27 protein-coding genes are annotated in these 23738 nt (G+C 35.2%); 15 read left to right on the forward strand and 12 right to left on the reverse strand.

Going from position 1 to position 23738, the window contains the following annotated elements:
• Positions 1-112 precede the first annotated feature (112 nt).
• The 7 genes from L1967_RS09860 (at position 113) to L1967_RS09890 (ending at position 5970) form a co-directional block, all read left to right on the forward strand.
• Positions 113-358 carry a thioredoxin family protein gene (locus tag L1967_RS09860; RefSeq protein ID WP_225573212.1) on the forward strand — a complete coding sequence of 82 codons (246 nt, stop codon included), beginning with the start codon at positions 113-115 and terminating at the stop codon, positions 356-358.
• A gap of 1 nt (position 359) precedes the next feature.
• Positions 360-1334, forward strand: coding sequence for a permease (locus L1967_RS09865; RefSeq protein ID WP_225573213.1), 975 nt, complete (start codon positions 360-362; stop codon positions 1332-1334).
• 723 nt (positions 1335-2057) lie between these two features.
• Complete coding sequence (locus L1967_RS09870; protein WP_249601496.1) at positions 2058-3110, forward strand: ArsO family NAD(P)H-dependent flavin-containing monooxygenase; 1053 nt, start codon at positions 2058-2060, stop codon at positions 3108-3110.
• 86 nt (positions 3111-3196) lie between these two features.
• Entirely contained in the window at positions 3197-4048 is an 852-nt protein-coding gene (locus L1967_RS09875) for an RteC domain-containing protein (protein ID WP_225573215.1), read from the forward strand.
• Positions 4049-4315: 267 nt separating this feature from the next.
• The gene (locus L1967_RS09880; protein ID WP_225573216.1) at positions 4316-4600 is read left to right on the forward strand and encodes a helix-turn-helix domain-containing protein; all 285 of its coding nucleotides are present in this window, start codon (positions 4316-4318) and stop codon (positions 4598-4600) included.
• A gap of 4 nt (positions 4601-4604) precedes the next feature.
• Entirely contained in the window at positions 4605-5324 is a 720-nt protein-coding gene (locus L1967_RS09885; RefSeq protein WP_225573217.1) for a hypothetical protein, read from the forward strand.
• Positions 5308-5970: a P-loop NTPase family protein gene (locus L1967_RS09890; protein ID WP_225573218.1), complete on the forward strand. Its 663-nt coding sequence runs from the start codon at positions 5308-5310 to the stop codon at positions 5968-5970. Before L1967_RS09885 ends, L1967_RS09890 begins: the two co-directional genes overlap by 17 nt.
• A 19-nt stretch (positions 5971-5989) precedes the next feature.
• On the opposite strand, the gene arsB is transcribed toward L1967_RS09890, so the two are convergent.
• The 6 genes from arsB to L1967_RS09920 all read right to left on the reverse strand — a co-directional run bounded on the left by arsB (position 5990) and on the right by L1967_RS09920 (position 9862).
• Positions 5990-7042, reverse strand: coding sequence for an ACR3 family arsenite efflux transporter (arsB, locus tag L1967_RS09895; RefSeq protein ID WP_225573219.1), 1053 nt, complete (start codon positions 7040-7042; stop codon positions 5990-5992).
• A gap of 1 nt (position 7043) precedes the next feature.
• On the reverse strand, positions 7044-7424 hold the full coding sequence (gene gcvH / locus L1967_RS09900; RefSeq protein WP_225573220.1) for a glycine cleavage system protein GcvH: 381 nt from the start codon (positions 7422-7424) through the stop codon (positions 7044-7046).
• Between the two features lie 11 nt (positions 7425-7435).
• Complete coding sequence (locus L1967_RS09905) at positions 7436-8209, reverse strand: metallophosphoesterase family protein (protein ID WP_225573221.1); 774 nt, start codon at positions 8207-8209, stop codon at positions 7436-7438.
• A gap of 20 nt (positions 8210-8229) precedes the next feature.
• Positions 8230-8697, reverse strand: coding sequence for a DUF6428 family protein (locus L1967_RS09910; protein ID WP_225573222.1), 468 nt, complete (start codon positions 8695-8697; stop codon positions 8230-8232).
• Between the two features lie 46 nt (positions 8698-8743).
• Complete coding sequence (locus L1967_RS09915) at positions 8744-9073, reverse strand: ArsR/SmtB family transcription factor (RefSeq protein ID WP_225573223.1); 330 nt, start codon at positions 9071-9073, stop codon at positions 8744-8746.
• Between the two features lie 141 nt (positions 9074-9214).
• Positions 9215-9862 carry an N-acetylmuramoyl-L-alanine amidase family protein gene (locus tag L1967_RS09920; protein WP_225573224.1) on the reverse strand — a complete coding sequence of 216 codons (648 nt, stop codon included), beginning with the start codon at positions 9860-9862 and terminating at the stop codon, positions 9215-9217.
• A 189-nt stretch (positions 9863-10051) separates the two neighbouring features.
• Between L1967_RS09920 and L1967_RS09925 the strand changes: the two genes are divergently transcribed.
• Positions 10052-10339 carry a hypothetical protein gene (locus L1967_RS09925; RefSeq protein WP_225573225.1) on the forward strand — a complete coding sequence of 96 codons (288 nt, stop codon included), beginning with the start codon at positions 10052-10054 and terminating at the stop codon, positions 10337-10339.
• 53 nt (positions 10340-10392) lie between these two features.
• On the opposite strand, the gene L1967_RS22395 is transcribed toward L1967_RS09925, so the two are convergent.
• Positions 10393-10569 carry a hypothetical protein gene (locus L1967_RS22395; protein WP_317197737.1) on the reverse strand — a complete coding sequence of 59 codons (177 nt, stop codon included), beginning with the start codon at positions 10567-10569 and terminating at the stop codon, positions 10393-10395.
• Between the two features lie 77 nt (positions 10570-10646).
• Here L1967_RS22395 and L1967_RS09935 point away from each other — a divergent pair, with 77 nt between their 5' ends.
• From L1967_RS09935 to L1967_RS09965, 7 genes are read left to right on the forward strand one after another with little or no spacing between them, the layout of a single operon-like run.
• Positions 10647-13049 carry a TraG family conjugative transposon ATPase gene (locus tag L1967_RS09935; protein ID WP_249601497.1) on the forward strand — a complete coding sequence of 801 codons (2403 nt, stop codon included), beginning with the start codon at positions 10647-10649 and terminating at the stop codon, positions 13047-13049.
• Positions 13050-13053: 4 nt separating this feature from the next.
• Positions 13054-13629, forward strand: a complete 576-nt coding sequence (locus L1967_RS09940; protein WP_225573228.1) for a conjugal transfer protein — start codon at positions 13054-13056, stop codon at positions 13627-13629.
• 2 nt (positions 13630-13631) lie between these two features.
• Entirely contained in the window at positions 13632-14474 is an 843-nt protein-coding gene (locus L1967_RS09945; protein ID WP_225573229.1) for a hypothetical protein, read from the forward strand.
• Positions 14475-14484: 10 nt separating this feature from the next.
• Positions 14485-15108, forward strand: coding sequence for a conjugal transfer protein TraK (locus L1967_RS09950; RefSeq protein ID WP_225574128.1), 624 nt, complete (start codon positions 14485-14487; stop codon positions 15106-15108).
• The gene (gene traM, locus L1967_RS09955) at positions 15089-16018 is read left to right on the forward strand and encodes a conjugative transposon protein TraM (protein WP_225573230.1); all 930 of its coding nucleotides are present in this window, start codon (positions 15089-15091) and stop codon (positions 16016-16018) included. The genes L1967_RS09950 and traM overlap by 20 nt, the downstream gene beginning before the upstream one ends.
• Before the next feature lie 30 nt (positions 16019-16048).
• Positions 16049-16882 carry a DUF4138 domain-containing protein gene (locus tag L1967_RS09960; RefSeq protein ID WP_225573231.1) on the forward strand — a complete coding sequence of 278 codons (834 nt, stop codon included), beginning with the start codon at positions 16049-16051 and terminating at the stop codon, positions 16880-16882.
• A gap of 7 nt (positions 16883-16889) precedes the next feature.
• Positions 16890-17264, forward strand: a complete 375-nt coding sequence (locus L1967_RS09965) for a hypothetical protein (protein ID WP_225573232.1) — start codon at positions 16890-16892, stop codon at positions 17262-17264.
• Positions 17265-17337: 73 nt separating this feature from the next.
• Here the strand turns inward: L1967_RS09965 and L1967_RS09970 are convergent, their stop codons facing one another.
• From L1967_RS09970 to L1967_RS09990, 5 genes are all read right to left on the reverse strand, one after another.
• On the reverse strand, positions 17338-18435 hold the full coding sequence (locus L1967_RS09970; RefSeq protein ID WP_225573233.1) for a hypothetical protein: 1098 nt from the start codon (positions 18433-18435) through the stop codon (positions 17338-17340).
• A 4-nt stretch (positions 18436-18439) separates the two neighbouring features.
• The gene (locus tag L1967_RS09975) at positions 18440-19720 is read right to left on the reverse strand and encodes a BREX system ATP-binding domain-containing protein (protein ID WP_225573234.1); all 1281 of its coding nucleotides are present in this window, start codon (positions 19718-19720) and stop codon (positions 18440-18442) included.
• Positions 19717-20733 carry a hypothetical protein gene (locus L1967_RS09980; RefSeq protein ID WP_225573235.1) on the reverse strand — a complete coding sequence of 339 codons (1017 nt, stop codon included), beginning with the start codon at positions 20731-20733 and terminating at the stop codon, positions 19717-19719. Before L1967_RS09980 ends, L1967_RS09975 begins: the two co-directional genes overlap by 4 nt.
• Positions 20726-21985, reverse strand: coding sequence for a methyltransferase (locus L1967_RS09985; RefSeq protein ID WP_225573236.1), 1260 nt, complete (start codon positions 21983-21985; stop codon positions 20726-20728). The genes L1967_RS09980 and L1967_RS09985 overlap by 8 nt, the downstream gene beginning before the upstream one ends.
• 154 nt (positions 21986-22139) lie before the next feature.
• Positions 22140-23723 (reverse strand): type IV secretory system conjugative DNA transfer family protein, encoded by a 1584-nt coding sequence (locus L1967_RS09990; protein ID WP_249601498.1) that lies wholly within the window; start codon positions 23721-23723, stop codon positions 22140-22142.
• Between the last annotated feature and the right edge of the window lie 15 nt (positions 23724-23738).

The following is a 23738-nucleotide window of genomic DNA, read 5'->3' on the forward strand; positions in this document are numbered from 1 at the left end:
AGTTGGTTATGAGTAATCTCTCAAAAAAATACTTTTTTTTGTTCCTAAAAATGTGTCTTTTTTAAAAGATTTCAGACTTCGTAATAAAGTTTAATAATTAAAAACATTTATTATGAACACTGAAGTTAAAATTTTACACTCTTCTTGTTGTGCAAAAGGTTCCCCTATTAAGGAACAATTAGAAAAATTAGCACAAGAAAACAATCTGTCAATTACTATTGAGGAACTCTCAGAAATGCAAGACACTATGGTCTATGGTACAATGTCTTTTCCTTCATTAGTAATTAACGGTAAGGTTCACGCTTATAAATCATTTAATTCTGATGCAGAACTTCTTGCAGCACTAAAAGCAGCATAATATGGAGAAGTTGACAGAATTATTATCTAGTTTTTCAGACTATATAGTGTTTGAATTATTAGGTTTAGACCAATCAGGGCTGTTTGCAACAGCCCTTCAATACTTTATTGCCACGTTTATTTTAATAGCTTTTTTGGTTGTGATAGTAACCTACGTTATGGGTATCATCACCAGTTATTTACCAATGGATAAAATACGTGACTATTTAGAACGCAATAAAAAATCAGGTTTAGGAAACATATTAGCCTCTTTGTTGGGAGCTATTACCCCTTTTTGTTCGTGCTCATCAATTCCATTATTTGTAGGAATGATGCAAGCTAGAATTCCATTGGGTATTGCATTATCTTTCTTAATAACCTCACCTTTAGTAAACGAAATAGCTATTGTATTATTTTGGGTGTCTTATGGTTGGAAGGTTACTGTAATTTATATTTTATCTGGTATTGTTTTAGGTGTTATAGGTGGGATTATTCTTGATAAAATGGGAATGTCAGCTCATATTGCAGAATGGTTAAAACAATTGCATTCTAAAACTGAAAAAACTATTGAAGATAAAAGGTCTTTAAAACAGAAGTTTCCAGAAATACATAAAGAAGCCTTAAGTACATTAAAAAAATTAGTGCCATACATCTTTATTGGTATTGGAATAGGTTCTTTTATTCACGGTTATGTGCCTCAATCCTTTTTTGAAGAATATATTTCAGAAAGTAACCTTTTTGCTGTACCTATTGCAGTGATTATGGGAATTCCACTTTATATTGATGCTGTAGGTGTATTGCCAGTGGTAGAAACTTTGGTGGATAAAGGTGTACCATTAGGTACGGCTATTGCCTTTATGATGGGATCTATTGGTTTATCGCTTCCCGAAGCTTTACTCTTGAAAAAAGTGATGCAAAAAAAACTAATCATTGCTTTCTTTTCAGTCATCGGAATAGGAATGATTATCTCAGGTTATGTTTTTAATTTAATATTTTAATTTATGAAATCAATTTTATCATCCATAAGTGCTGTATTTGTAGCATTAGTCGCTTGCACTTGTTGTGTTGTCCATTAATGGCTTTTGCAGGAATGTTAGGAGCAATTGTTTCTCAATTGGTATGGCTAGCAACAATAAAACCGTATCTTATAGCATTCAGTTTAATAGCAGTTTCTTACAATTTATATAGAGCATATTTTCCTAAAAAAGAACAAGCTTGCTGCACCATAGAAAGTCAAGAGACAATAAGTAAACTAGATACTAAACAAAAGAAATCATTATCATTTCTACAATCAAAAACGTTTTTATGGTGCATTGCCATTATAACATTAATCATATTAATTCTACCATATATTTAAAAATTTAATAATTATTAAATCAATAACATCTCTTATATTAACACTAGTATTTGCTACAAATATTTTAGCTTTTACCCATAATAACGATACAAATATTCATCAGAAAATTGAAGGAAACATTGTTATCTCTGATACTGTTAAAAAAACGTATCAATTAGAAAAATTCACCCAATCTTGTTGTACAGGAATTGTAGAATATTCATTAAAGAAAAACGTTAAAGGTTTTATTAAAGCTGTTTCTAACACTAAAAAAGGTCAAATAACCGTTTGGTACGATAGTACAAAATCTACCGATAAAGAAGTAAAAGAAGCCATTAACAAAACCCCTTATAAAGTAATTAAAGAAATTAAGTAAGGGCTTATTATGGCAATACCTAATAAAATATTTGATTGTATAATAATAGGTGGCGGGCAGGCAGGCTTGTCCGTTGCTTATTTTTTAAAAAGAAGTAAACTAAATTATTTAATTCTAGATGCAGAAGGTAATTCCGGTGGTTCTTGGTTACATACTTGGGATAGTTTAAAATTATTTTCACCTTCTCAATATAGCTCACTTTCTGGTTGGCAAATGCCAGAAAGTAAAAATGAATATCCCTGTAGGCAAGAGTTTATTGACTATCTCAAAGCCTATGAGAAACGTTATAATTTTTCCATACAGAGAAATACAAAAGTAACTAAAGTTAAAAATAAAGATGGTATTTTTAAAATAGAGACCAATCAAGGAAATTTCGCTGAGACTGTAGTAAGTGCGACAGGAACAGCTAAAAACCCTTTTATACCCAGTTTTCCTAAGCGAAAGGATTATCAAGGAGTACAATTACATTCGGTGGACTATCGTAATACAAAAAAGTTTAAAGGAAAAAAGATTCTTGTTATTGGAGGCGGAAACTCCGGGGCGCAGATTTTGGCAGAATTATCTAAAGTAGCTCAAACGAAGTGGGTAACATTAGAAGAACCTACTTTTCTTCCAGAAGAAATAGATGGTCGCTATTTATTTCAGCAAGCTAACTCTAGTTACTTTAATGAAAAGAAACAAACTGAAGAAAAGGAGGTTTCATTAAGTGACATTGTTCAAGTGGAAATTGTCAAAAATGGTCTAAAAAGAAATATTTACGATGCATTAAGACCGTTTGACTCTTTTTACAAAGATGGTGTTATTTGGCAAGATGGAGAAAAGGAAACTTTTGATGCTGTAATATGGTGTACAGGTTTTAATGCTAATCTCAAACATTTAAATCCATTAGGCATTATTAAGAACGGACATATCGAAACCAAAAATACCCGCTCGATAAAATATCCGAAGTTATGGTTAGTGGGCTATGGTAATTGGACGGGTTTTGCATCTGCCACAATATATGGTGTTGGAAAGACTGCAAGAAATACGGCTAAGGAAATAAAAGCGCATTTTGATGTTTAAGTTTTTTAAAACACTTAAATAGCATTTCACGTAGTGCATAATTAAAGCTAGTTGGAAAAATACTAACCATAAAATCAATACTCTTTTTGCAAAAATCGATTAAGAATATACTCAAATCATATCAAGAAGATATCAACGAGATCGGAAATTTAGATCTCGATGATTTTAAAAATGTTGAAAAAGGTCTGCAATCCTCCCGATATTTCTTACAAAAATTAAGAATTGTTGTTAGAACTGGAGAATTTAAAAACAAAGAGGAGGAGATAAAGTTCTTCAAAAAACAAAAGCCTTTTATTTATGGAAATTTGAAATTCTTTGTAAAGCTATATAAACACCTTTTGTTAAAACCCAAGGGTTCAAATAAAATAAAGAAGATCTTTATTGAAGAAGAGATTCACAAACTTCAAACCTATTATACTCAAAATATAGATTTTATACGATACTATCGACAAAATTCTAGCAGTTTGGATGAGTATTATTTTTTGAGAGGCAATGATAATATAGGGCTAATTTCAGACACGTCCCATTTCTACACAGATGCCGAATTTTCGACTAGTCACGATAATTCAGTTGCCAAAATTATAGCCTATGATCTACTATTTACGCACTATCTAAATGAATTAAAGAAATTGGAGTGTCAAAAAAGCAATATCAATATTCCAGTTAAAAGGCGCTTTAAGCGATTAGATCTGGGATGGACGGCAAATAAAATTGATCTGGTCGAGCTAATTTACGCTCTTCAAGCATCCGGAGCAATTACAGGAGGGAAAGCCGGAATCAAAGATATGGCAATAGCCTGTGAAGAGATTTTTGACTTGGATTTGGGTAACTACTATAGAAAATTTCTAGAAATAAGAGCTCGAAAAATTGAACCTACCAAGTTTATAGATAGAATGAAATCAAGTCTTTTAAAACGGATGCAGGACGCAGATGAATAGACTAGTGAGTCACACAACTTGTGCTGACGTTTTTATGTTTCATTTTTCATTTTAATTGTATCGAAGTGGTACTCCCTAAAACTTCAATAAAGTCTATTTTCACACAATTTAACTCATTGAAAATTAGTATATAAAAACACACAACTTGGGTGTTTCTTGTGAATAAAATCCAATAAACCTATTCAAATTTGTAGAACGAAAGTCAAATCAGGTTAAGGGCTATCAATTAAAAATTCCCGATAGCCCTTTTCCATAAATCGTTCTATTATGCCAACAAGTATTATTACCACCGACGATCTTCGAGAATTCAAAATGGAATTACTCGATGATATCAAAAACCTTCTAGCCAAACAAGCTTCTGGAAAAATCAAGAAATATCTTAAATCTTCCGAAGTGATGGAATTGCTCCAGGTCAGTCCGGGAACACTTCAAAACCTTCGCGTCAATGGCACGTTGCCGTACACCAAAGTGGGAGGTATCATTTACTACGATGCCGAAGAAATCCAGAACGTGATGACAGAAAACCGTGTTCATCACAAATTTGATTCGTAAGGCAATGAATTATATAAAGCTACTCAATGCGGCTTTTGAAAAATTCTTCTTCGACGACCGCTTGAATCCGACCCATATTAGTCTATATATGGCGCTGTTCCAAGAATGGAACAGCAGCCGCTTCGCCTATGAATTTTATGTGAACCGTAGAGATTTGATGCGCGCAGCCAAGATTGGTTCTAAATCTACTTATCATCGTTGCATAACTGACCTTGACTGGTGGAATTATCTCACCTACTTTCCATCGAATAATCCCTACAAAGGCAGTAAAATCAAGATGTCCATTATCAGGACAAGTGATGAACCGGTTACGGGACACTACGATCCCAAATTAGAACAACTTGCGGAACAGTACCATCCCGTACGTGAACCGGTAGTGAACCAGCACCGTCCCTCCAGTGGACAAGCATTGGTATCTACTATAAACAATAACAAACAAGTAAACAATACTAAACAGCCAAAGGCCAGGCAGGCCGTCTTAGATTTTTTTATTAAAAAAAATTTTAATGCGGATGAAGGAAAAAAATTCTTTGCCCATTATCAAACCAATGATTGGAAAACGAGCGACGGAGAACCGATACGTGACTGGCAAGCATTGGCCGTTAACTGGATGGATCGAGCTGAATTGTTTGATCAGGAAAACAAACCAAGCAAAAAACAAGCGTCCCTTAAAGAGGACAACTTGCGAACCACTAAAACCAAAGACTATGGACAACCCCTCTAAAATAACCGAAGGTGGCGTGGAATATTCGCTAGGTGAATTTGACGGTAAAAACGTAACATACGATTTTCCGAAAATCTTGATTTACCTGGATGCAAAGGGGAAACTAATTTTCGGAAAAAGATTCAGGATTTATGAAGAGGATAAAAAGATAATTTTGAAATTATGCTCTTATTTTATCAAAGACCGTGAGTCTTGCGACAAATTTAATATAGATTTAGAAAAAGGGATTCTCCTTTCCGGTCCGGTAGGATGTGGCAAAACCAGTTTAATGAAACTTCTTCGTCATATAGTTCCTTTTCGACGCCCCTATGAAATGATCCCTTGCCGTAATGTAAGTTTTAGCTTTAATCATTTAGGTTTTAAAACTATTGAAGAATATGGCAATACTAAGTTCTTCTGCTTTGACGATTTGGGGGTAGAACCAGCCGGTAGGTTTTACGGAAAAGATTTAAACGTTATGGGCGAAGTGCTTTTATCGCGTTATGATCTGTACTTGCAAACCAAACATAAAATTAAGACTCACGCTACCACCAACCTAAATGCTGAAGAATTGGAAGAACGCTATGGCAACCGTGTCCGTAGCAGAATGCGGGAACTTTTTAACTTGATTGCTTTTGATGAGCGAGCTGGGGATAAACGGAAGTGAATTATGCTCTGGATTTTTGTCAATTTAGAACTTCGGTTTTGCCATAATATTTTTTTCGCAACCAAAAGGAAACCCTAACCAATAAGATCAATGCAGGAACTTCTACCAAAGGGCCAATTACCCCTGTAAAGGCCTGTCCCGAATTCAACCCAAAAACAGCAATAGCTACCGCAATGGCCAATTCAAAATTGTTTCCAGCTGCCGTAAAGGCTACAGAAGCCGTTTTATCGTATTCAATTCCCATCGCTTTAGAGAAAAAGAAACCTATAATAAACATTACGGTAAAGTATAAAAGTAATGGTAAGGCAATAATCAGTACATCCATTGGGATTTCCACGATTAATTCACCTTTTAACGAGAACATCACCACGATGGTAAACAAAAGTGCAATCAAAGTCATCGGTGAAATCTTAGGTATAAATACGTTCTCATACCAGTCTTTCCCCTTTAGTTCAACTAAAATCAAGCGGCTTAAAATCCCCATTAAAAACGGAATCCCCAAATATATTGCTACACTTTCCGCAATCGTACCTATAGAAATATCTATAATAGCACTTTCAAAACCAAAGTAAGGAGGGAGCACCGTAATAAAAATCCAAGCATAAAAACTATACGCAAAAACCTGAAATATACTGTTCAGAGCTACCAGCCCCGCACCGTATTCGCTACTTCCCTCGGCCAGGTCGTTCCAGACCAATACCATAGCCACACAGCGGGCCAGGCCAATGAGAATGAGGCCAACCATATATTCCGGGTAATCTCGTAAAAAAGTAATTGCAAGGACAAACATCAAAGCGGGACCGATTATCCAGTTTAATAAAAGGGAAATACCCAGAATTCTTGTGTCTTTAAAAACCTTTGGCAACAACGAATAATTTACTTTTGCCAGTGGTGGGTACATCATTAATATCAGGCCGATTGCTATCGGGATATTGGTTGTTCCGCTACTGAACGAATTTATGATATTTGGAAAGGTAGGAATGAAATATCCAGTTCCAACTCCTATTGCCATTGCAATAAATATCCAAAGTGTCAGATTTTTATCAAGAAAACTTAGTTTTTTATTAGTCATCTTATTTTTCGATTTTTTTTTGATATTCGGCTTCGCTCAAAAGGTTTGATAGTTCTTCCAAATCCTTAATTTCTATTTTAACCATCCAACCTTCCACAAAAGGTTTTTCGTTTACAAGTGTGGGGCTGTCAAGCAAATCCTCGTTGATAGCCGTCACTTCCCCCGTCAGGGGCATAAACAAATCGCTAACTGTCTTTAACGCCTCAACGGAGCCAAAGACTTCGTCTTGGTTGAACTCGTCGCCAACGCTGGGCAGGTCAACATAAACTATTTCGCCGAGCTCGCTTTGAGCGAAAGTGGTAATCCCCACAGTTCCTGTTTTATTTTCTATTCTAATCCACGTGTGTTCTTTGGAAAAATAGATATCATTAGTGTTTTTCATTCCTTCTAATTTTAAAATCCATTTCTTAAATTTTCGGCATAGTCGTTTGGTAGGATACTCTCTTCAATTGCCTTGGCAGCTTTTTCAATATCATATTCAAATTTTACAAATTGTACCGAAATACTGTCTTTGTCCAAAACAGAAGCATTTTCGTTGATTTCCAGAATCACGTAACTACCCCGATTATCGTTGTCTTTTGGTTTACCTACTGAACCTATATTGATAGCGTGTCTAAAATATGGTGTGTTTTCATCTGCTGAATTGAAAGTTCTGTGATATGGCTTGTGTGTATGACCAAAACACATAATGTCCGCATCGGCTTGTTCCATAATGCGTATCATACTCTTTTCGGCCCTGTCCTCAAAAAGGTATTCGTTTATTTTCCTTGGGCTGCCGTGAACCAACAACACATTCAATTGATCGTCATTCAGTTTAAATTCAATCTTGATATGTGCAGGAAGGGTTCTCAAATAAACTCTATTGTCATCATTTATCAATTCATTGGTCAACGAAATAGAAACCGCTCCATTGGCTTTTTCTTCGTCTGTTTTGTAGGCACAACCACAATCATCACTACTTCTTCCGATACCAAAATCGTAGTTTCCAGCTATGGTCGGTATTTTTCGTTTCTTGATTTCTTCGATGACCTCGTTTGGCCAAATATTGTAGCCCACTAAATCGCCGAGACAATAGATGGCGTCTGCATCCCTTTCCTCCACATCGTTAAAAAAGGCCTGCAACGCAGGTAAGTTTGAGTGAATATCACTAAACAGGATAATTTTCATAATTAGTATTATTTTTAAGTTTAACAGCAACCGCTTCCCGGTGCGCAAGAAGTTTCGGTTTGAATTTCGGATAATTTCATTTTAGGTTTTTCTGAAGGAATGCCACATTGCTCTTTAGCCAAACAGTCGGTTTGTTTGGATGTCAGCAAGAAATTCTTTCCGTCAAAGTCAAGTCCGAATTTCCCAATCGTATCTGCTTGATATTCCACTTCGATTTCCAAATCGCCTAATTCCAGTACTTTTTCGGAAAGCTCGATGATGCTCAACAGTTTTTCGGGATGCAATCTGTGATCATAATCGTTGGCATTCCAAAGTTGGAAGTTTACTACTTCTTCAGTTCTTTCGGTTCCGCCACAGTCAATAAAATGCTTTGTGATCTTACCGACTTCGGTAACGTGGAAATGGTTGGGAACCAGTTCCCCATTTGGTAGTTGGAAGGCGATTTCTTCCAATTGGTTCAGTTTGTTCTTTACTTCTAGGAGTTTCATATTTATTGTTTTATTGCGATTATACGATTAATATGTTTAAATTTTTTTAACAACAATCTGGTTTTGGAATGTCCTGATCTAAAAAACGAATCATAACTTCTTTCATTTTGACCCAATTTTCAGTGTTGATACAATAGCATACACTTGTCCCTTCCACATTCCCTTTAATTAAGCCTAAATGCTTCAATTCTTTTAGGTGTTGTGAAATGGTCGGCTGGGCAAGTCCAATTTCGTTGACCAAATCACCACAGACACAATGGTCGATTTTAAAAAGGTATTCTAAGATCGCTATCCTTGCCGGATGTCCAAAGACTTTTGCGAACAAAGAAATTTCGTTTTGTTCGTCGGTAAACATTTCTGTTTTGGCTAATCCCATTTTTTTTATTGCTTATTTGTTAATTGCAATATTACGATTAATATATAAACAACCAAAATATTTCATCGTATTAAATTCCAAAACTCTTTAAAGTATATAGTTGTGAGTTGTTGAATGCTATTGATAATTTCGATAAACAGTTCAATCATAACCTAATTTTTTAATTTCTAAACCTTTTAAAATAGTCAGCACAATGGCGAGGACATTTTTTTCTTTCATCAGATATCGTGCTTCATCCCAATTACTCAAAAATCCCAATTCAACCAGTACCGAAGGAAAATCATTAATCGTTTCCCGCAATACCTGAAAATCTGCAAACTTCACGCCCCTACTTTCAAAACCAAGTTTCTTGTTAAGGTCTGCCTGTAGTTGAAAAGCTAACCAAATGGCTTCTTCGGAAAACCCAGAACTTTGATTAGCCACGTAAGCTTCCACTCCTCTTGCGTTGGGATTATCGGAATGATTACAATGCAATGACAAAAACAAATCCGCCTTTATGGCTTTTGCCAACGTGATCCTATCGCATAATGAAATAAGCGTATCAGTATATCGAGTTAAGTAGATATCCAGAGGTTCATCCAACTTCTTATTCAGTTTTAAAATAACTTCAGCAATGTCCAATACCACATCCTTTTCCTGGATGCCATTTATTCCGATAGCACCTGATTCTTTTCCACCGTGCCCAGGGTCAATTACAATTACCTTTTTTGCATCCAAATCCTGACTCAAAAACAAGCAACTTTTGAGTAGAAAAATCATAAAACTGACGTTTTTGAGCACTTTTTTCATTTTCAATTTTCGAGTTATTAACAACCTCTCTTCCAAATTCCATAGAATTTGATATTAAATAACAGCATCGAAATCCAAATCAATCCGAATAATATTTTATTAACAATTATTTGATTTACAGGTATTTAAATAAGTAAATTATTACTTTTCTCATAACGAAAACGAATCAAAAATTTAAACCGTTCCGTTATGAAAAAATCATATTATTTGGCCAGCGTTCTTTCGCTGCTATCCACTTCTCTTTTCGCACAAATTGGTGGTATTGAAGATTCCGTTGATGATGTATCCAATACCATTAGAACAATTTTCCCCATCATCCTGGGGGTCATTTTCTTAATCGGCTTTCTTTTTAATGCCGGCCATTTCTTCGGGGAAAATGCCGACCTTAAAAAAGGGATTACCCGTGTGCTGGTCTTTGTCCTTATTGCCGGCGCCGTAGTAGGCATTTTCACCTACCTCATTGGAATCGTAGTCTAAGTCGCCAAGCGACATTTGGAAGTTAATAAATCTGTTATGAAGAAGTTCGAGGTCTATAAAAACATCAGAAAAAGGGCAGTCATTTTTGGATTGCCCCTTTCCCTCTTTGCGGTGATGATGATATCCATCATAGCTTCTTTGCTCATTATTATTTTCTCGTTCAGTTTTGGAGTGATCATCAGCGTAATGGTTTTTAATGCAGTCCTATATGTCGCTCTGATACGAATCATCAACAATCCTCAGATTTTTCAGCTGACAAGAATCTTCCCCAAAAGCATCAGTAACAAACGAAATTCCGGTCTTGATTATGAACACGATTAATCTTTCTACTTATCAGCCCATTGCGGATATCCGTAACAACATACTATTTGCCAATAATGGCAATGTAGTAGTATGCTATAAAGGAAACCTACCTGAAATTTATTCCTTATCGGAAAAGGACTTTGAGGATATGCACGGGGCCTGGTTTCAGGCATTGAAATCATTGCCTGTTGGTACTGTAGTCCACAAGCAAGATGTCTACCTCAAAAAGCATTATACTGCTGACGAGCTTCCCAATACCACATTTTTGGAAAAAGCTACTAGCGATCATTTTAAAGGTCGCGAATTTATGGATCACAACTGCTATCTCTTTTTTACACTAACCAAAAATAAAGCGCTGAACAACACTAAATATGTCAATCCTTTCCGCAAGGTTTCAAAAACGATAATACAGGAATTGGATGACAATGTTCAACATTTTATAAATGCCGTAAATGATTCCGTCTCCTTTATCAATAACAGTCGGAAAATTGAATTTATTCCACTTGATGCTAAGGAGATTGAGATCATAACTAAACAGTATTTCAATGGCTTCAATGAGGGTTTTGACACCGATATCATACTGGACAAGAAAAACGTCAACATCGGCGAAAACTATTTTGATGCCCTGGCCATCAACAGCGAACTGTGCTTTGGCGAAAGTGTACAGACTAGCAAAACCAATGATAAATTCACTTCTGACGATTTTGTATTTCATCAAGGGTTTATTGATGGTTTAGGGCTTACGCTAAACGAAAACCATATCGTTAACCAAATCCTATACCTGGACGACAAGCACAAGTGGCGCAAGTTGCTTGATAAGAAAGTGGAAGAGCTTAACAAAAGCTCCAATTTCGGTTCGCAAAACAAAGTGATACTGGGTAAAATCCAGCACATCCTGGATCAGATCAATGCCGATGATAATGCCCGGATTATACGCGGACACTTAAACATCATTTTCTGGGACCGGGAAGCCCGGAACCTGGATAGAATTGCTTCCAAAATAAAAACGGAATTTAAAGAGCTTGATATTATTCCCTACTATCCACGGGGCGAAGAGCGGAAAAATTATATCCTGAACAGCTACTGCGGTTTTTCTTCTAATTTCTCCAATAATGATTTGTATGTAACGGATCTGAAACACGCACTTTGCCTGCTTATCAATAACAGCAATTACAAATCAGATTCTACTGGAATCATCTTCAATGACCGGGAACATAATATACCTGTGCTCAAAGATGTCTGGGACGAGGAAAAAAAACGCATCAAAGCACGAAACTTTGCCATTTTTGCACCAACCGGTGAAGGGAAATCCTTTTTGGCCAATAACATTCTGCGCCAGTATTTTGAAAGCGGAGTTCGCCTGGTCATTATTGATTTGGGTGGTTCCTATACCAAATTTGCTAAGCTTTATCCTGAGAAGTACACCTTACTCCGTTATGAAAGTGGAAAAAACTTGGGCATCAATCCATTTTACATCAGCGACACCAATGACCTAAGCCCGGAACGCCTGGAGGATTTATCTGTATTTCTCTTTGAACTATTTGCTTCTGATTTAAAGGTAACCAAGGCACAATCGGTTTCCGTAAAAAAGATATTACGCCATTATTACCATAGTGTTTCTGAAAATCACTCACTGAATGGCTTTTACAATTTTATTGAGAGCAATCAAAAAGATCTCTTAAGGCAACTTAAAATCCATCCCGACTACTTCAACGTTACCAGCTTTTTACACGTAATGTCTGAATACGTCGGCGATGGTCTATATAGCTTCCTTTTTGAAGTCAGCGAAGACCAGACTTATAAAATCGAAGATAAGCGTCTTATTGTATTTGAACTGGACGAAGTAAAGGACAATAAAGAAATACTCTCCGTAATGCTCAAGCTGATTAAATCGGCCATTCAACGAACCATTTGGAAAAACCGTGCTGAAAAAGGCATCATCCTTTTTGATGAGTTCGCCAAGCAACTGAAGTTTGAAAACGTACTCGAAAGTGTGGAATTTTACTACCAAGCTATCCGAAAACAAAATGGTGCAATCGGCATCATTCTGCAATCCATTAATCAACTTCCCAACAATTCCACCTCTGCAAGCATATTGGAAAATACACAGGTCATTTATAGCCTGAACAATGAAAAGGGCTACGATGAATTGGTCAAGCGCCTCAATCTGTCCAGTCACGACCTGAACCAGTTAAAATCTATAAAAAACAATCTTACCGGCCAAAGAAAGTATACCGAAATGTTTATCAAAATTGGAAAGGAAAGCAACATTTTCCGCTTGGAAGTTCCGAAAGAAGTATATGCCGCTTACCTCACCGATGGACAAGAAAATGAGACCATAATGTCCCTTTATAAAAAGACCCAGGATATGGAAAAAGCTATCAAGGAATTCATCGCTAAAACATAATACTATGAAGACAAAAATTTTAATCGTTGCAATAGCCCTGATTTTTATAGTGCACAGCCGTGCTACGGCCCAGGGAATGCCCGTTTATGACAATACCAATTTTGTAAGTCTGGTAAAACAACTTGTAGAATCCGGGAAGCAGACCGCTCAACTTATCAAGTCCGTGAAATTCCTCAAAGAGGCAAAAGAAAGGATTGAAAAAGTTTCTAACGTGGTACGGCAACTTAGGGCTGTACAAGAGATTGGGCAAAACAATCATAGGCTTATTAGCGTAATGCAAAATGATTTACAGGATATCTTAAACTCCCCGTATATCAAGCCGGCAGAAATTTCCCGTGTCACAGCATCTTTTGAAAACATTGTTCAAAATTCTTTGGATACAATGGATTTTATTGATCAAATCTTATCCAGCGATTACCTAAAAATGAGCGACGCTGAACGTGCTACCATATTAAAGCAGAAAGAAATGGAATCGAAGGAAATGGTCTCCGCTATTAGGGTAAAAACCAAACGCTACCGTGACATTATTTCCTTTCGAAAAATGCAGGATAAAATCAATAACAGGGAAACAGAATATTGATTATGAATGCAGTAATTATTTTAAGTTTTGGTCTTGAATATGTAGATACTGTTTTTCAGACCATTCAAGACAGTGATTTCTCCCAGTATACCATTGGCGGAATGAAAACCCTTGCAGTGCTTTTCTTCCTGATTAATATTCTAAAAAAATATAATGAGGGAGTGGCTGACAAAGACGGTTACACTTGGGGTTTAAGCCCGGGGGAACTCGTCAAGAATTTTGCGGTAGTTATCCTCGTTATATTCTCCACACAGGTATTGGGCTTTTTTGACAGTATTCTTGTTTCCATTGAAAGCCAATATCGGGACACCGCTCCTGCTTTGCTCCCCTTGCAGATGCAGGATATTCCTATCGAAGAAGAGGTCAACCTTATAGATGCTGCTAAAAATGCAATGACATTGCTTTATGAAGCTTTGGTTACCCCGCTTTACGGATTCAAGATACTTGCCTTTATTGGAGGGGTCATTTTGTGGATTCTAGATTTATTTATCTATCCGTTGTTCTTAGCGGAACGTTTTTTCCTTCTCGGTATAATGCAAGCGTTTTTTCCGCTGGTGATTAGCCTGTCCGTATTTGAAAAGTTCCGTTCCCTGGCCTATACCTTTTTCAAACTATATGCTGCCGTTTATATGTTGGTGCCGGCGTTCTTCTTGGTCAATGTTTTTGTTAATGCACTCTATACAGAGATCAATACCAACTTTTGGACAAATCTATTCGGTACCGATACGGGAAGCGGATTTTTTGCCCCGGTGGTACAGCTTGGAACCATAGGGTTTATTGTTTTTCTGAAGTTCAAACTGTACCGACGTGCCACCTCTTTCACTTTACGATTATTTACCGCCTAAAACAGCTATGATGAAAACACCTTACAAGAATATTTACGCCATCCTTAAAACAAATAGGTTCATTGTTTTAGCCGTTGTGATCTGCTGCTTACTCTCCAGCTTTTTTGCCATTTGGATGGTATTCAACATCAACAAAAAAGCCCTGAACAATGCTTTTGCCATTAATACCGATGGTAGTATCATTCCCTTAAAGCTCGTTAGCCAGAAAGAAAATTTTAAAGTGGAGACTTTGGCGCATTTAGAGCTTTTCCACAATTATTTCTACAATATTGATGCAAGTAATTATGAAAAGAATTTAGAAAAGGCACTGTGGCTGGGCAATAGCACAGTGGATGATTTATATCGTCAAAAAAAGGCAGATGGTGTTTACAATCGGCTATTACAATATTCCTTAGTTCAAAAAGTATTGAGTATCGATTCTCAAGTCGAAGAACAAAATGGAACTTATTCCTTCAAAACGATTACTGTTTTTGAGATCAACAGGGGTTCGATCATCGACACCTATCAATTAATTTCTACCGGAAACCTGATGACCGTCGACCGAAACTTTCCCAACAATCCGCACGGATTACTCATCACCGATTATTTCGAAAAATCTCTTAAAAAATTGAATAATGAAGATAGAAAAAAATAAAATAGTCTTTGCGTCAGTATTCGCTGTCGTGATCATTTTCCTGATTTCCTATTCTATTATGGTAATGGGTAATGATGAAAGTGAACCTACAAACCTTAAGGAAACTTCGGTTCCCGCACTGGAAGAAGACCAAAAAGAATATGATTCCAAACTGGATGCCATTAACGATCTAAAAGAAGTCCGAGAAACTAATGCGCCCAGCATCTATGACGAAAAACTGATCGATTCGCTTGGCTTTTATGATGAAAATCTACCCGAACGGGAAAAAGAACGTATCGTGGACAGTATCTACGCCACAGGTAGAATTAAATATTCCCAAAGAAATTATCAGCATATGAGTGCTAGCGAAGCTGAAACCAAAGTGGAAAGGGTAATTGATTCTCACGAAATAAAAATGGAACAAAAAATTGCGGCTAAAGAAATGGGGCTGGAACATCAATTGTTCTTTGCCTCAGATCCGAAAGAAAATGAAATTTCAGTTTCTGGTACTACCGATGACTTCATTTATGCCGTGGTGGATGGCGACCAAGTGGTCAAAGCCAATTCCCGTTTACGGATGCGCCTGTCCAAAGCCGCTACCATTAACAGGAAACACCTTCCAAAAAATACGCCTATTTACGGTTTTATCAGTTTTCAGCCCAACCGGGTATTGATCGAAATCGAAAATATTAAGCATCATCCAACGAATTTAAAAGCCTTTGACCTTCAGGATGGCAGTGAGGGTATCTATGTGGAAAACAACTTCCGTGCCCAGGTTTCCACCGAGGTCATTGGGGATATGGTGGATGATATCAATATCGCCGGTATACCACAGGTCAGTGGTTTCAAAAAGATATTTCAGCGTAATAACCGCAATATTAAGGTCACCGTGCTCAACAATTACAGGCTCATCCTGAAGCCTAAGTTATAGACTCAAAAACAAAACTTAAAACTTATTTTTATGAAGCATTTAATTTTTATCTCACTATCCCTGCTTGTTACTGTTATGATGACAGCACAAACATCTTTTCACCTTGATACCATTTATGCGAACGATCAAAAAAATGTAGCACTATTCTTCCCAGAACCGATCCGTCAGGGAATAACAGGCTCTGAAAATTTTGTCTTTACCTATAATCGTGAGAAAGGGCAATATTTCGGATTGCTTCAGGCAAAGCCCGGAAAAGAAAGCAATCTTTTGGTAGTCAACAAAAACGGTGCTGTTTTTTCGTATATTGTAAAGTATAGGAAAAAGCTGGATCGGCTGAATTACTTTATACCGTCATCTAAAAGCATCGGTAATGAAAAGCCTATTGTTGCTGATTCAACTACTATTGTCAAACGTGAAGACACAATAGATAACAAAACCTATTATTACAATAAATTTTGTTCTTATCTAATTGATCGAAAACAACGCATTGGCCGACTCAAAAAAAGGAATGAGGGTATCGTATTGCGTGTAGAGAATATTGTTTTTGACAAGAAGGAGCTGTATTTCGTGATTCAGATTGAAAATAAATCTTCGTTGGATTATGACCTCAATTTTCTGAAATTATCGGTAGAAACAAGAAAAAAGGGCAAAAAGAAATCTTTACAACGGCTTTATCAAGAACCGGTTTTTAAATATGATTTACCTTCAAAAGTAAAAGAAAACGAAACTGTGAGATTGATTTATGTACTGCCAAAATTTTCGATAAGCAATGACCGAAGAACGGTTTTTGAGCTCAATGAAAAGAACGGGGAACGAAACTTAAAATTAAAGATATCGCATAGATTCATCAATAACCCAGATTAACATCATTATGAAAAAAATAGCCGTTTTTTCGTTAGTAGTATTATTTCTCTCTTGTACCAGAAAACAAGATTTATTTCCTTCAGAAACCGCTAAAATCGTCGCTAAAAGTTTTTATCACGGTGATAAGACAACTTTAAAGGAATATACTACAGAATCCGGGTATGCAAATCTTTCCAGTATACAAGAAATGTTTACCGAGGATAAAAATTCCGAACCTCATTTTAAGGTCGTGGATGAACAAAAAGAAGGTACGGTAACCTGGATTAAATATTCAACATCCTACGACCCCAAACCCGGTATTTTTAAATTAGTCAAGGAAGATGGCGTATGGAAGGTTACACATAATGGGCCGAAAGATACAGGACCGTTTTTGAGAAAGTAGTCCTATGATAGGCTATCGCTAAAACTTGCAAAATTTTCACTATTACAATATAGTATCCTAACAAGCAGTATTATCAAATGTTATCTGGATGTATGAAGACTAAATTGTCTTTTTTAGTTATTTCATCCATTAAACTTTCTTTCAAATCACTTCCCTCTTCATTTGATAGTTTTAATGTTATTTGTTTAGATTTCGGGTCTTCTGTTGCCTTATATGGGAAGTCGTTAATCTTATCTCCTTGATGAAAATTAGTTAAAGCTGTATGATGAATATAAATATTTATAGCAGAATCGGTTCTATATAATATTACCGAATATATTTCTTCTGGAAGTTCAACATCATCAGCTAAATCAAAGCATAATAATTTTTTCTTAAGTACTTCACTACATTCACAACGTATCGTAGTACCTAGCAGTAATTTTTTATTCTTTTTTGCTATTTCATTAAAAATAAAATCTTGGGCAAAATCATCGATAACATCGTCTTCAATATCTCCTGTTAGATTATGTGTAGTAGCTCCACTTGGGCTTTTGATTTTTTTAATATTTGAAGTTTCTGGGAGTGTTAAATCATTATCTTGAAAGACATCATCAATTGAGGACATTCTATAATTTCCACCTCCACAAAAAGCTTTATAAAATTGGTCATCGTTAGTCAGAAAAATAGTATGTTCCTCTTTTAAAAATTCTTGTGGATAAACACTGGACAGTAGAACTAAGCTATCTTCTTTAGAAAGACGTGATGACAACACTAAATCTTGATGTGGAAGCCAAAGTGCTTGATGTAAAATGTTTTCATCATAAATAATCTCGAAATCATCATTGAGCTTTTTCAATTCTTCCTCAATAGTATTTTTGATATCAGAGTAGCATTCCGAATAGTCTAGTTCTGGAGCCTTAAATTCATTGCGATATTTAAGAGCAGAACTAAAATTCATATTCCCTTTTGTGGATTTATAGAGTGTTCTCAGATAGTGTTCTAACTTCCTAATTCCAATATATTCATAAGTGACAAATCTTGAACACACAATATCTACAAAAGGAGAGTTAGTAAGGTTTTTAAAAAATCTCGTAAAACTCGGATAACTATCATCTATTAGGTATGCTAATAATTGAGTATCTACCGCAATTTTAATTTTGAAAACTGGATCTACATAAGGTTGGTTTGACATAATATTACTGAAGATTAGCTTCTACAAATTTCACATCTATCTCGTTAATAGATTCAGAGTCAGCTGCTCTTTCTAATAAAAAGTAAAGTTTTCGAAGAGCTAATCTTGGCAATTCTCCTGTAATCTTATTCACCATTTGAATTGCTTCTTCAGTAAAAGGAGTGAGCGAATCACTATTTTCTCTACTTAAGTTAAGATAGTTTAATACTAAAATTTTCATTTGTGCAGTAGATAATCTTTCTATATTAATCTCCCGATCAGTAAGACGATCAGCAAGAGGAGGTGAAATTTTTTGGATATCCTCTAAGGCTGTACGGGTCAAAGCGATTAAAAGACACCACCTTCTTTCCTTATCAATTAAAGCTCTTAGATTGTATGCATAAGTATCACTCTCTTTTTTTGTTAAACGCCCTGAGGTAATATCTTCAAATTCATCAACTAATAAATAAAATCTTTCAAAACCCTGCTCCTGTACAATATCAATGATTGCATTAAGTAATTTAACTACTTTGTTGTTTAGGTATTTACCACTCCCTGATGTTATCGTTTCCCAAGTTTTACTTATACCGAAATCTTCAGAGATTAAATTATAGAAGTAATCGGCTATAACCGCATCTTGATTCCTTTCTTCTAGTATACTTAGAATTATATGTTTTAATGTATTATTCAATTCAGCCCTCTTCGACCTGCTATTTATTTGCTTGATAAATGCATCCAAAAAAGCTTTATGGTTAGCTTCATTTTCAATAGAAAATGGATCATTAGATTTTCCGAACATATCACCTTGAGGACTTGCGAGGAACTTTTCAAGATCAGCTTTATATGTATTCTTTGGTTTTTTAATTTCATCAAGAACCTGAGTCCAAAGATATTTTTTAAATTGCTCCTGCCCGATTTTTTCAATTATAGATCCTATAAGTTGCGGTAAATTTGTTCCAGGATTATTAATGTAAATAGCAAAAGCTTTTTTACTTTCGTTCTGAATTATTGATTTTGCATATAATAATAATTGAGTTTTCCCTGTACCATAATCTCCCGTTATCGTTCCAATTAATTTTTGATCTTTTTTAGAACTTGCATATAGCGAATCAGCAATATAATTAACAATTTCTTTATGTACTTTTTCATCTATTGGAGCAAGTGCGACTGTTTGATCAGATGATTCGTTGATATTTGCAGTTCCAGATTTAGGAAAGGGATTGGATTTAAGTCCGAACTTAGAATAACGGTCTTTTTGAGACTGTTGAGCTCTATCTTTCAAAATTTTATTTACGTCTATACTCATTTTCTTACTATAATATGTGACACATAACTATTATCTATTAATGGATATAGATATGTAGCCGATTTTATTTGTTCACTTTTATTCTTGCCTTTAACGATAAATACCGCTGACGTTCTTTCATAAGTAAATTTATCATTGAATTGAATTTCATTAATTAGAAAAGATTTTATCTCATCTACTGCATAGTGAAAATTTTGACATATACTAAAAATTAGTTCTGGTAAAGAAATTTGTCTTTGATACTGGAAATGCTTTTGAATAAACTTCATTAAATCGAAATTCTTGAAAGGCCTTATAAAGTAAGTACAAGTGATTTCTCTATTTTCAAAAGTTTTAATATTTACTGAATTTAGATTAAATTTTTCAATGAAGTTAAGTGTTGTACCCCATTTATAAAAAACTTCAATAAACCGCATTAGATGAGAGTCTTTTGGAGGAATCACATATACTTTCGACACATCCTCTAGAGAGAATAAGAATTTATTAAAAAATTTATCTTCCTTTATAGCATACATAAGACGGGACTTTTCTATTAAGTCCGGAATAGTTACCTCATTAATATCTAATTGTTTTTTAGAATCGGAAATTAGATACCAAGTGGCTATCTCTTTAAACCTAAAAAACTCAAAAAATATGTCTTTGAAATCTTGCAAATCTTCATCGGATAATTCATTTCCTAAAGCAGAATTAATGAAAATATTTTTCTGGACTTTATAATTTCCATCAATGAGTCCAAAATTTTTTATTGCATTGACATATTCTAATATTTTTCTTTCAGACCATTCTTTGCTTAGATCTTTAGTTATTTTAAGATATTCATACCTTATAAACTTATTATTTAAATCTTCAGTTTTATTTTTTTTTATTATAAGATAAATATCCCTTATGGGTTTTAAATAGTAGATATTTGAAAATGACCATCCTTTATTATAATACTGATATACTTCTTTATCAGTAAGAAATGGTAAAACTTCCTCGGGAAATAAGCTAATATTAGGTAATCTTTTAATCAAGTATCAATATGTTTTCTGACAATTTAATATTATGTCTATAAGTAAGTGACTGCCACTTAGTGCCTCTTTCTCTAATTTTAATTATTTCATAACCTTTAAAACCGCAATTCTTAGCAATTTCTCCCAAAATTTTAGTTGTATCTATAAAAATACCGTATGGTGCCGAATCTCCTAAAACCAAATATGCCTTACTACCTTCTTTCAAAACTCGTCGCATTTCTAAAAATACTTTGTACATATCTTGAAAGTAATACAAGGCAAGGATATGAAAACTTTTCCTTCCCTTTCTAGTTTTACTAATTTCTTCAATTTTTTTAATATCGGGTAATAGTTTATCAATGATACTTTTATTTTTAATATAAAAATCACTACTTTTCCACTGTTCCAAATCGAATTCGGATTCTTTGTAATGTGTTGTAGCGCCTGTCACCAATTCCTTTCTAACCTTTTCAGTAATTTCATTCCAGTCATTGGTATAACCGAAAAAATGAGAACAAACCTTAGAAACCTCTCCATAATCTAAATTATTTAAATACGGCGGAGAAGTAATTGATATTGAACAGCTATCAGTTTCAATTTTTTCATTTCTCTTGCGAGAGTCGTGTCTATAAATATTCGTACAATTACTCATCCCATCTACTGTTGCTAAATCCTCTATCATTTTAAAAACAGTATTTTTGAAAGTATCATAAGCAGTAAGATTACCACTTAACATTTTACTTCTTGATATATAAGGGATTGCAATAGGATGAATACTTACTTTATGTAATGTTTGGGTTAATGCTAAGTTTAAAAAAACTTTACAATTATTTTCCAGTTTACTATCAGTAATGAAATCTCTAATATAATATAATTGAAATAAGTTGCTATCTGTGTAAAGCGTTTTAAGCAGTTGGTGGTAAGGCTTTTCGTAGGTTCCATTTTCTATAGACAACTCTATTTTCAACATAAACTGCTTCAAGGAATTTATGTTTACAGACCAATCCAATTTTGCTTTTATTACATTGTATAATAATTCTTGACCTTCATTACCTACAGCAGGAATACCATTTTTCTGAGCAGAAACTAATGTTGTCCCACACCCTGCAAAACATTCATATATACAGTCTTTATCTCCTAGTTCTTCCAATTCTATTATTTTCTGAACTAATTTATATGAAAATCCTGCCGTAAATCTATACCAATCGTGTATTGGATTATTCCTATTATCCTTTGCAGTTCCAATATTTTTATGTAATTCTTTAAGATCCATCTAGTTAAATTAGTTTTCAAAGATAAAATCGCATATACAAATTTTATTTGAATTCACAAATATATTTAACTAATTCCACACTTTTTGCTTATTATCAGTTTATTTAATCAATTTTCAGATAGGTAAAGGTTTAATAATTTGGATTCTAGTAATATTAACAGTTGAAAATCGATCTTGCCTCCTCATAAATCCGCTCAAAATTAGTCTCCAGATCAGTTTGAGAAAACTGCTTTAAATTCTCTGGTAAACCCCTTTGAATCTTTGCTAATTTAAACTGCACTTTTTTGTCAGTCCCATCTGCATAAGTAATAAACTCCCCCTGCTTTAAACGAAAGAAAACATCCGCCCTGATTTTTGGAATTTCCTTTTCCCCTGTGGTTATACGGGTATCAAAATCGAGGTTATGGCCACGGCTTATACTTTTAGTCGGGTCTTTAATGATTTCAAAAAAACGTTCATAATATTTTGCGGTGTCCGGGTCGTTGACCTTTCCAAAAAACTGATAGGAAAGATTGCTCAATATCGCCTTGCTTGCCTTATCTCCATACATCATATCGTTCTGGATCTTATCCTGCATCACATAGACCGTAGAAATATTATAGCTCCGCAATGTTGCCGGAATACGATGCATATTCAATAATCGAATAGTCGGCGCTTCTTCCATTAACAGGAATGAAGGGTTGGAATTCCGTACGCTCATTTGTTTGGTAATGGTATGGACAATGGTAGCAATCACCGGAGAATACGAGCTTTCAAACTTGGGATTATTGACGATTGAAATTACCGCAGGATTTTCTTTACTATTGATATTAAGCGGCACTTCATCTGCCGACAACGCAATAAAGATCCGTTGCGTACTGATACGCTTGAGTGCATTGGCCAAGGTACTTTTTACCCCAGCGGTCTGCCGTTCCGAATCCTTACCACTAATAAATGCATCTGCCATAGCCCGTGAGGTGGTATTTGTTTCCAAAAACTGTATCAGGCTGTCGGTGTCCAGATATTGATAAATAGAAATTAAATGTGGAAGGGTACAGAATTGGGGATAGGTCGTTTTCAGTTTCCAAATGAGTCCACCAATTAATCCTTCCGCAGCATCATTGAAAAATTTAGTAGTTCCGGTGGTGCCAGCTTCCCTTTGCTCCAATAGGTTCTCGATAAGTACCCGTGAAACCTCATTCACACTTTCCTCATTCTCTAAATAGCGTGGAGCAATGGGATTAACCCGATGGATTATTTTATCAAAGGAAATCACCTTAAACGGAATATCCCCATCCTTAAAAAGTGGATACGCCATTTCCGTCAGTTCAAAATCCTTATAATCGTGAATAATTCCACAAAAACCTTCTTTTTGGAAATGTTTTAGGAATCCATAGACCACACTTTCGGTTTTTCCGCTTCCCGCAGAACCGATGATGGATGCCCCACGTTTAATATTGTCCAGTTTGAAACTTCCGTTGGTTGTGGCAAAATCAACCTGATACCTATGGTCACTATTTTTTGAGTTTTCCCTTTTATGCAGGAAAACATACAATGCCGTGTTGATTAGCAAAAGCGGACAGACCACATTTAACAATACCAAAATCAAATTATTGGAAGATTGTAAACAATAAGACAATGCAAACAATAACAGGTTGTTTACCCAAAATGCATAGTTGGATATCTTATACCCACCAAAAAACAACGCACTGGTCAGCCCTATGATGGAAAGAACGGTAAAGAGATGATCTACAAACATACTATTAGAATTAAA

This window comes from Zunongwangia pacifica, assembly GCF_023499215.1.
Classification (GTDB): domain Bacteria; phylum Bacteroidota; class Bacteroidia; order Flavobacteriales; family Flavobacteriaceae; genus Zunongwangia; species Zunongwangia pacifica.